General features: G+C 42.7%; 1 protein-coding gene. It reads right to left on the bottom strand.

Annotated elements, in window-relative coordinates; genetic code table 11:
• On the bottom strand, nucleotides 1–714 hold a 714-nt coding region (locus AC0QH1_RS21550; RefSeq protein ID WP_324633379.1), incomplete at its 3' end, for a nucleotide sugar dehydrogenase.
• Nucleotides 715–883: the final 169 nt, after the last annotated feature.

Here is an 883-nt window from a genome sequence, read left to right as displayed (position 1 = left end):
TCCATTTCCCCTGGCTCTCATCCCGACGCTCACCAAGCACGGGTAGAGCGCGGGGCTTCCCGCCGAGAAGCTAACTGGCACCACATAATCTATCGTCTGTTCATAAAATTGGATGGCAACTTCCAAAGAATGGGGATCTGATGCTCCTACCACTTTATTAGTATTTTTAGTGGTGTACCGCTGATTTCCTGGATCGACACGCTCTGGAGAATGAGCCAGAAAAAAATCTTCTCCCTGCTGAAGACCACTTATTTTCTCCAATACAGGGCGCATAACCTCATCTGTCGTTCCCGGATAGGTGGTAGATTCCAAAGTCACTAATTGCCCGGGTCTCAAATATTGAGCGATCGCTTCGGTAACACTTTCGATATAACTTAAATTAGGAGTCAGATTCTTCGTCAGCGGCGTTGGCACACAAATGACAATTACATCCAATTCGGTTACCCAATCAAAGCTTGTAACCGCTTGTAAGTTGCCACTCTTAACGACTTGTTCTAAATCTTTGTCTTTAACATCGGTGATATAATTATCAGCCTTATTGACTTGCTCTGCCCTCTTCGGGTTTTGTTCAATTCCTATTACGTGAAAGCCTACCTTTGCTTTTTCGACAGCAAATGGCAGTCCAACATATCCCAAGCCAACAACGCCAACCTTGGCATCTCTGCTCGTAATTTTTTCTTTAAGCTTCAGTAAAACTTGTGGTTTTTCAATCATTCTATTAACAATAAAAAAGATAAAATACTGGAGCCGGTCCAAATTTCATCGGGAAATGTCGCCAGCCATAATCTGTTTCATCCTCTGTTCTGACAGATACATTTAACCCGGAAAAATCTAGCAATTGCTGGAAGTTTCTGAGTATGGCACAATCTGGAATGAAATTATT

The sequence above is a fragment of the Phormidium sp. CCY1219 genome (genome assembly GCF_055795085.1).
Note: the sequence above shows the minus strand (reverse complement) of the source record. Positions and strands in the feature narration are given on the sequence as shown.